10 protein-coding genes are annotated in these 8,724 nt (G+C 42.5%); 4 read left to right on the plus strand and 6 right to left on the minus strand.

The window, feature by feature from the left end:
* Nucleotides 1–44: 44 nt before the first annotated feature.
* From QZY09_RS07810 to QZY09_RS07825, 4 genes are all read right to left on the minus strand, one after another.
* Nucleotides 45–788, minus strand: coding sequence for a type II CAAX endopeptidase family protein (locus tag QZY09_RS07810; RefSeq protein ID WP_295670613.1), 744 nt, complete (start codon nt 786–788; stop codon nt 45–47).
* A gap of 314 nt (nt 789–1,102) precedes the next feature.
* Nucleotides 1,103–1,405, minus strand: coding sequence for an RNA-binding protein (locus QZY09_RS07815; protein ID WP_295670616.1), 303 nt, complete (start codon nt 1,403–1,405; stop codon nt 1,103–1,105).
* 157 nt (nt 1,406–1,562) lie between these two features.
* Nucleotides 1,563–1,997 carry a hypothetical protein gene (locus QZY09_RS07820; RefSeq protein WP_295670619.1) on the minus strand — a complete coding sequence of 145 codons (435 nt, stop codon included), beginning with the start codon at nt 1,995–1,997 and terminating at the stop codon, nt 1,563–1,565.
* Between the two features lie 377 nt (nt 1,998–2,374).
* Nucleotides 2,375–3,355, minus strand: coding sequence for a phytanoyl-CoA dioxygenase family protein (locus tag QZY09_RS07825; protein ID WP_295670622.1), 981 nt, complete (start codon nt 3,353–3,355; stop codon nt 2,375–2,377).
* Between the two features lie 266 nt (nt 3,356–3,621).
* Between QZY09_RS07825 and QZY09_RS07830 the strand changes: the two genes are divergently transcribed.
* Complete coding sequence (locus QZY09_RS07830; RefSeq protein WP_295670625.1) at nt 3,622–4,464, plus strand: AraC family transcriptional regulator; 843 nt, start codon at nt 3,622–3,624, stop codon at nt 4,462–4,464.
* Between the two features lie 35 nt (nt 4,465–4,499).
* On the opposite strand, the gene QZY09_RS07835 is transcribed toward QZY09_RS07830, so the two are convergent.
* Entirely contained in the window at nt 4,500–5,036 is a 537-nt protein-coding gene (locus QZY09_RS07835; RefSeq protein WP_295670628.1) for a hypothetical protein, read from the minus strand.
* A gap of 284 nt (nt 5,037–5,320) precedes the next feature.
* On the opposite strand from QZY09_RS07835, the gene QZY09_RS07840 reads away from it, so the two are divergent.
* Complete coding sequence (locus QZY09_RS07840; RefSeq protein WP_295670632.1) at nt 5,321–5,833, plus strand: terminase small subunit; 513 nt, start codon at nt 5,321–5,323, stop codon at nt 5,831–5,833.
* Between the two features lies 1 nt (nt 5,834).
* Here the strand turns inward: QZY09_RS07840 and QZY09_RS07845 are convergent, their stop codons facing one another.
* Nucleotides 5,835–6,356 (minus strand): hypothetical protein, encoded by a 522-nt coding sequence (locus tag QZY09_RS07845; protein WP_295670635.1) that lies wholly within the window; start codon nt 6,354–6,356, stop codon nt 5,835–5,837.
* A 20-nt stretch (nt 6,357–6,376) separates the two neighbouring features.
* Here QZY09_RS07845 and QZY09_RS07850 point away from each other — a divergent pair, with 20 nt between their 5' ends.
* Nucleotides 6,377–7,597 (plus strand): PBSX family phage terminase large subunit, encoded by a 1,221-nt coding sequence (locus tag QZY09_RS07850; RefSeq protein WP_295670639.1) that lies wholly within the window; start codon nt 6,377–6,379, stop codon nt 7,595–7,597.
* 123 nt (nt 7,598–7,720) lie between these two features.
* The gene (locus QZY09_RS07855; RefSeq protein ID WP_295670642.1) at nt 7,721–8,422 is read left to right on the plus strand and encodes a hypothetical protein; all 702 of its coding nucleotides are present in this window, start codon (nt 7,721–7,723) and stop codon (nt 8,420–8,422) included.
* Nucleotides 8,423–8,724: the final 302 nt, after the last annotated feature.

Below are 8,724 nucleotides of genomic sequence, written 5' to 3' on the forward strand. Positions count from 1 at the left end.
TCCTCAATTTAGCTATTCTAAGTTTAATACTTAAACTAAATCTTTTACTTAATCAAATGATGCGCCTGCGCATACCCGAAAATAAGGAAGGATACAAAATCAATAAAAGCATGGGTAAAAATCAAAACTTTAATATTGCGGTACCATTGGTAATAAATGGCAAAAACAACACCTATACAAAAGGTAAAGATGGTTTCGCTGATGCTGAAATAATGGTAGTGCACCAACGAGAACATCAACGACGAAACCACAACCGACGCGGATTTATTTTTAAACAGCGCCTCAAGCCGCGGCACCAGGTAGCCACGGAAGATCAACTCCTCAGTAAAACCTGCCGTAAGGCAAAAAAACACCATCATCGGCATGTTTTTAGTAACGATGACCGCCATCTCGCGCACAACCTGCTGGTTATCATGCAGGCCAAATGCCAGGGGAATTTTGGATACGATACCCGCACCGATAGACAAAAGATACAAGGCCGCAAACGAAGCAGGATAAAACCAAAAGCCATTGGATTTTTCGGCCCAAAGCAAAAAACTGCTTTTCTCCACCCAGCGGGCATAGCAAAACAGCAGCGCTACCTCCAGCCAGATAAACAGGCGCGAATAAAACGCAATTCGCAGCGTATGGCTTTGGCCATAAAAAACAAAATGCCCCAGCAACGGGTAATACAAAAACGCAAACAGGATACCAACTATTAAAATTATGTTGCGGCGGTTATCGGTAAGGCGATCCATTAATAAGGGCGATGGGGTTTTTGATAAGGCTAAAGTAATCCAAAAAAACATTTAAACCATATCTAACAAACAAATACCCAGCCTTATGTTGAGGCTGTCTCAAAAGTCGGTTTATAAAAAGCTTACCAAATAATATTTGCCTCTGTGATCTTTGCGTTCTCGTCTCCGTGGCCTCTGTGGTTAAATTTTACCACAAAGTGCGCGAAGAAGGCACAGAGAGGCACAGAGTTTTTAAAGCGCAAAATATAATTTATATAATCCTTCTTTATTTTACTTTTAATACAGCCTCTTAGTGGGCACAAAAAAAGCTTCCCGGGAAACCGGAAAGCCTTCAATTACAAAAACAGAATAATATTATCTGGTAATTAATTACGCCTAAAACCACCTTTGGCACCACCGCCACCACCACCGGCATTGAAACCGGGGCCTTTATCTTCGGCAATATTTACAGTAATACGGCGGCCATAATAGCTTGCGCCATTCATGCACCTGATCGCTTCTTTAGCTTCCGCGTCATTCACCATCTCAACAAAACCAAAACCCTTACTCTCTTTTGTTTCGCGGTCCTTAATGATCCTGAGGGACTTTACCGGCCCAAAATCACCAAAAACGGCACTTAGTTCGTTCTCGTCCACTTCTAATGGGAGCCCGGCAATAAATACTTTCATCAATGTTTTTAAATTTATGCAAAGATACGGATAATATAGCGATTTTTTGGAGGTGAAAACAGAAAGGTGAAAGCTAAAAGGTTTTATTGCTTAAGGATTACTTTTATCAAAGGGCTTAAAACATTCAAAGCAAAATAGTCCTTAATACTAAAAGTAATCACAGGCCAGTGCGAAACTTTTCATCGTCTTCACCCTGAAGGTCTATTTTAACATTCCCGTTATGTATAATAATGTAAAACGTTGCCCTGCTATCAATAGTTTTGTTTAATGCTTTATCAAAAGCAGGTTTCCAGGCGGGTGCGGCCATAATAAGTAATCTTAAATTGACAACAAAGTTGTTATCCTCAATGGTTCCGTTCGCAGTCTCCCTTTTAATTTTTGGTTGTAGTAATTTCCCCTCAGCAGATACAGAAGTTGTATAAAAAAGTTTTATTGAATAATGCGCAGGCATTATTTTCTTTATCTCCTTTGTTAATGAATCAGTGAAAGTAGTAGTCATAAAAGGCGCTGTTTGCGATGTATCCGGAGTACCCTGCGCAAATACACCTTTGCTTAAAAAAGAAATAATAAGAATTATTAAAATCCGCCTCATATACATATAATGGTTAAACCACTAAAATAATCTTTTTTTTAGGGATGAGTTTAAAAAAAGAATCCGTGTAAGAGATGCATTTAATGTCTTATGTTCAGCATTTTTCATTTACCTGGTTAATGATTTCTATGTGCAGTGGTTATGGTAAAAGGGCGAACACAAGGGTCGCCCCTACGGTTCATTTTGATGACGACAGGTCGGTTTTAATAGAATTGTGCTTTTTATGAATAAAAGCGGATCGTGTAGGGGCGATCCCTTGTGGTCGCCCCTGGAGCAAAAATATTTTTGATCGACAATTTATTTAAAAACGATTGCCTGAATATCTGCTTAAAATGCCCCATTTAATCAAAACATATCTTTCGGACTTCCCCCTTTCCCTACTCCCAATCTTTCAACCCCAGCAATTTTTCGCCAAGTTCACTCAGCTTAGCGGTTTCGTATTTGGTACGCTCCCAGTTTCGGGGGTCGCCGGGGAAGGCATAACCTTCGGGGGCTATCCTGTTTTTCCAGGAGTTGATGCGCCACTGCCGTAGCGGCTCGTCCTCTTCCTGCGCGGGCATCATCGCAATGTATTGGGCAATGCGTATTTTATTGCCGCTGTTATTGGGCCTTATGCCATGTGGCTCCAGGCTGTTAAAAATGAGCAGGTCACCGGCTTCCATTTTTACTTTTACCAATTCCAGCCCGGTAACATCGGGTTTAAAATAATCGCGGTCGGCAGGCTGGCTTAGTTTCCAGGTATCGTAATTTCGGTACAGCCAGGGGATGCATTGAAAGCCACCCATGTTTTCGTCGGTTTGGTCGGCAAGGGCCAGTACGCCCTGCACATTTTGCGGGCGGGTTTCGGGATCATAATCCCAATGGATAAAACCCTTATATTCAAACCCGGGCCGGATCGGAAAGTTAAGATTAGCACGATCGATGGTTACCCAAAGTTTATCGGTACCCCAAATATCTGTAAAGGCATCGTACACGCGCTGGCTTTGGCGGTTATCCCACAGGTATTGGTGGTTATACACCTCCACCATACCGGTATTAGTAAGTTCTTTCATCTGGATCTCGGCACGTGGCGGGGCGTACCAGGTTTCGGGATCTTTAGGGTCCTTTTCTTCAAACTCCCATAAAAACCTGGCGGTGCGTTCGGCTTGTTCCTTTGGTACGGCATTTTTAATAACGATATAGCCGTTTTCTATCCAAAACTTCCAGTCGTCTTCGCTTAACACCTTTAGCGGTTTGGCATTGCTGCGGTCGTTCAACTTCATAAAGCTGCTTTTGGCGGTTGACGGATTACCGGGGATCTCTTTATGGGCGTTGGCAGGCGCCATGGTTGCCATGGTAGCATTTTGTTTAGTGTTCATGGTTTAATTTTTTTCAATTGGTAATACCAAAATTAGGTGGCGGTTGGCTTTAAAACCAATCCTTAAATGACCAAAATTTGCACTGTATTGATATTTTATGTACCTTTTGAATAAATTTAAGGTAAATAAGATTGCAACTCTGTGCTCTTTGTGCCTACTCCGTGCCCTTTGCGGTTAAAATTTTACCACAGAGAACGCAAAGGAGGCACAGAGAACACAAAGATTTTATTGTTTGAAATATACGGGGATAATTTAAAATAAAAGCCATGCGCAAACTACAACTGGAAGAAGTACAGCCCGACATGGGCAGTTCCTTTAAAATACTTAACCCCAGCTTAAGCACCACCTTTTTATGGCACCTGCACCCCGAGTACGAAATAGTGTATGTTGAGTCGGCCTTCGGCCCGCGGCATGTGGGCGACCATATCTCGCGCTACGAGGGCAGCGACCTGGTGTTCATCGGCCCCAACATCCCCCACCTTAATTTTGATTATGGCGTGCATACTGCCTGCAAACAGGTAGTGATCCAAATGAAGGAGAACTTTTTGGGCGAAGTGTTTTTTAATAACCCCGAGATTGCCGCCATTAAGCAGCTGTTTAAAAACGCCAGCTACGGTTTATCTTTTTATGGCGATACCAAAGGCAAAGTTGCCGAATCGCTAAAAAAGCTGCAGAGCCTAAACCGGTTCGACCAGCTGCTGGCGCTGCTGCAGGTATTCCAAACCCTGGCCACCAGTACAGAGGTACAGGTTTTAAATAATAACCCGGCAGCCAACAAAGCCTTTGAAAAGCAGCAGAAAAGGATGAGCTTTATTTATAAGTACGTGGAGGAAAATTACCAGTTAAAACCCGATGTAAACCAGCTAGCCCAAAAGGTAAACATGACAACAGCTGCATTTTGCCGCTATTTTAAAAAGCAAACCAAACAAACCTTTACCGACTTTTTAAACCAATACCGAATCAGCCAGGCTAAAAATTTGTTATTGCAGGATAAAACCATTACCGAAACCTGCTACGCCACCGGCTTTGAGCAATTGAGCTATTTTAATAAAACGTTTAAGAAATTAACTGGAGAAAACCCTTCAGGCTTCAAGAAAAGGCATTTATGATCTATCCTGTTTTTAACTAATCTCTAATCTCTAACCTACTTCAACTTCAGATCAAAAGTACCTTCCACCCTGTAGTAGGGCGAATTGGCTTTATCATCCTTAGCCATAAAAGTGTAAAAAGTGCCTTTGGCAAGTTCTTTGGTGGAATTATACTCGATAAGGTTGATATTGCCGAGACTTTTGGGTGCCGAGTAACGGCTTAACGAAAGTTGCAGCGCAGGTTGTTTTGTATCGGCACTCATAATCAACTGGCTGCCGGCAATAGCGCGGTTAATGTTGTTGTATGGAAAACCTGCCGAGCTGATACCAAAGCTCATGGTATGATCTTTATTGATAGCGGTGATGCCAAAATAGCGGCTGTTATCATCGCTGTGTACATTGATAAAGGCGATCGAATCGGCAGCGGCATCAAACGTATAGGTGGAATCGTTAAACTTAACTTTCAGCGTTCCGGAAACAGCCAGGAAGTTGTTGGGTGATGAAAGCACAGTACTATCGGCACTAACGGTAGTGGTTGATGGGTCAGGGCTTTTCACAGCACTATCCTTCTGGCAGGAAGAGATTGCGGCCATAAAAAATAGTGCAAATGAAAATAAAAGATAAGTAAACCTTCTGTTCCCCATAAAAATAGATCAACGTATAAATATACAAACTTAGTTACGAATATAAATGATAAAAAGTTGCTTATTTATTAATGTAACTAACAATTTAACATTTTTTAACCCTACGGGTTAGACTTATACTATTCATGAGGGTTTAATCAATAATTAAAAACCAAAATGAAACAGTTTTATTAGGGCATTATTCCAGGTTAAAAGATTATTTTTTGCTAAAAATATTTGCATTTTATAATAAAATGCTGTACCTTTACATCAACAGTATGCCAAATGGCATTTTAATCATAATAATGAATTCCATTGCCTTTACCACGTTTAAACAGCTAACCAATCGCATTAACGCCTACTTTAATTTACCAGGCGAAACGCCTCAAAATAAAAAAAAATCAAAAGGAAATACTGAACCTGCAGACCTAAGTCAAACAGCGGTTAGGGATGCCGAACCTGCAACCCTATCGGGCCTGGCGCTTTACCTGGGCTTTAACAGCCTTGCTGCATTTGAGGATTACGAACAAAATGGTGAATTTGCCGCCGCCCTGCAACGCGCCCGTTTGCGCCTGCAGGCAATTTACGAGCGGAGGCTGCTGCAGCAATCGCCAACAGGGGCCATGTTCGCGCTTAAAAGTTTTGGATGGGATGAGCGGGCAGAAAATAAAACCGGCAAAGACGCTGCTCCGAAAACCTTAATCATCGAGATCATTGAAACCGGGTTTCAACCGGCAGGCGACGAAAAAGCGGTTATTTTAAACTGATCTATTTGGTATAGCTCAGGTCATCTTTTTCGGTATCATATACCGTTGGGTCATTCGGGTCGGGAACCAATGATTCAACATGTACCGATAAACTAGTGGTCGTTAAAATGGTTACCGTTTCAGGCGTCCCCTTGTTTTCAATACTTATAAATTCAGTTATTAGTGTTCCTTTTATGGTATAGGTAAATTCATTCAGGCTTGGCCCGGTAGGTGTGGACCTTGAATAATAGCCAGTGCCATCACTTAAATACTGCACAAAATCGTTATCGGTAAATTTTGTTTTCTTAATACTGTCAATTACAACACCATTGCTAACCAATAACGAATATTGTTTAACCAACTGCCACTTGCCAACAATAGTTACCTGCGCTACTGGGGCAACTGTATTTTTTTTGCATGACCACAAGCCTACTATAACAACAACGCTAATAAACAAACACATATATTTCATGGCCACTACCTTTTTCAGGTTAAATGTACCATTTGTTTTATCAATAATACAAATTGTTGGCCGGCAAAACATCAATTTAATTCCATCATTTTATGGCAGATCAGACAGCCACACCCCTGTTCAGGCATAATTATTACAGCAATGCTCATATTGTTGTTAACCAGGGCGGTACCAGCAGCGGCAAAACTTACGCTATTGAACAGGTATTGTTTTACCTGGCCTGCGCCACCGAAAAACTGGTAATTACTGTAGTGGGCCAGGATATCCCCAACCTTAAAGCCGGGGCATTGCGCGATGCGGCAACTATTTACAGCTCGTCCGAAACGTTGTCTTCTATGGTAAAAAGCTATAACAAAACCGACAGGCTGTTTGAGTTTCATAACGGCAGTTTAATTGAGTTTAAAAGCTATGATAATGCGCAGGATGCGAAATCGGGTAAGCGCGACTACCTTTTTGTGAACGAAGCCAATGGCGTACCCTGGGAAGTATATTGCGAACTGGCATTGCGTACGCGTCAAAAGATCTTTATTGATTTTAACCCCAATATCGCTTTTTGGGTACATGATAACCTGCTGGGCCGACCGGGCGTACAGCTTATCATTTCAGATCACCGGCATAACCCCTTTTTATCGCAGCAGCAAAGGGATAAAATTGAATCGCTAAAGGTGGTGGATGAAGAGCTTTGGCGCGTTTATGCACGCGGACTAACAGGTAAAATAAGCGGACTGGTGTTAAACAACTGGCAGGTGGTGGATTGCTTGCCCGAAAACAGGACGCTAATGGCCGCGGGCCTTGATTTTGGATATACCAATGATGAAACAGGTTTCATTATGGTTTATAGACATGATGGAGCGCTTTGGGTTGATGAAGTATTTTACGAAACCGGCCTGACCAATCCCGATATAGCCGGCAAACTCATCGAAAGCGGCATCAGTAAAAATGATGAAATAGTAGCCGATAGCGCCGAGCCCAAATCAATTGAGGAACTTCGGCGCATGGGCTGGCGCATAAACCCCGCAAAAAAGGGTCCGGATAGTGTTAAGCTGTCCATCGATATTTTAAAACGCTATGAGTTGAAGATCACCCGGCGAAGCGTTAACCTGCGCATGGAGTTAAGCAGGTACAAATGGAAAACCGATCGCTCGGGCCGCACGTTGAACGAACCTGTTGACAGATGGAACCATTTGATAGATCCGTTGCGCTATGTGGCCCTTAATAAATTAGGCGCCGGTAAAAAAGGAAATATAAAAAGCTGGATGCCGCCTCCTGCGCAACCACAGTTTGATTTTGCTGCGGCACATCTGCTTAAATAAAAAGCGACTAACAGGTGAAACGGTACAGCTGTTCCGGAAACCCGTCAAAATCAAACTAAATGAGCGTTATTCCATAATTAAACTCGGTGAAATCAAAACTAAAATCGGTGAAATCAAAAAAGTATGATAGAAAAAACCATTAAAACCATTACGGGAAATATCTGCATCAGGATACCCTCTGCTGTAAATGAAGTAACACTGGGCCAACTGATAGCAATGCAGGCAAACCCAGATTTGAATGACCTGGAAGCCATCGCCATCCTGTCGGGCATTGAACTTGAACAATTGCAAAACGTTAAAAATTTTGACGATTTGCTACCCTTTGGCGATGTGGTATTGTCACTATCGGCGCAGATCGCTCAGGTTTTCAACAGCGAAATCACCCCCAAAAAAATAACCTTTACTTTACCCGGGGGTGCCAGCATCGTAAACGTGATGCAAAATTTATCGGTTGAGCCCGCAGGTGCATTTATGGCCGCCCGCGAAATTATTGGCGACGAGATAAACAGCCATATTAAACAATTCGGCGCCGAAAACTGGCAGGATATTTTCAAGCCGTCGTTAAAAGCCTGCTGCCAGGTGCTTGCGCATTATTTTTATTGCCGCGCCACAGGTAAACCATACAATGAATACGAAGCCGAGGAATTTTGCACCGAAATAAAAAAACTAAGGGTAACGGAGGCGCTGCCCATAGCCAAACATTTTTTTATGCATTATCCCTCCTTATCGAAACCGAAAACAGGCTACTCGCTTCGGCTCCGTCAGTACTGGAAAAAAAGGCAGGGATCCAGGGTTTTGAAAAATTCAGGTACGTCAACACCGTAAATTCCCTTGCCGGCGGCGACATTACCAAATGGACGGAAATATTAAACATGCCCTATGAAAGGGTACTCACCAAGCTGTTGTTAAATAAGGCAGGAGCAGAATACCAGAAGCGGTATGGGGAGTTGATCTCTTCGTAACGTGAAAGTCCGAAAACCTGCCTTCTACTAATCTCTAATTAACAAATCTCTAATCTCTAAAACATGCCCATCAGAAATCAAATTGAAGCCATTGTACAAAGCCTCACCAATAACCCAACCTTTGTATACGGCACCGCTAACGAGTTAAACCAGTTAGCTGACGAT

Source organism: uncultured Mucilaginibacter sp. (assembly GCF_903913935.1).
Classification (GTDB): domain Bacteria; phylum Bacteroidota; class Bacteroidia; order Sphingobacteriales; family Sphingobacteriaceae; genus Mucilaginibacter.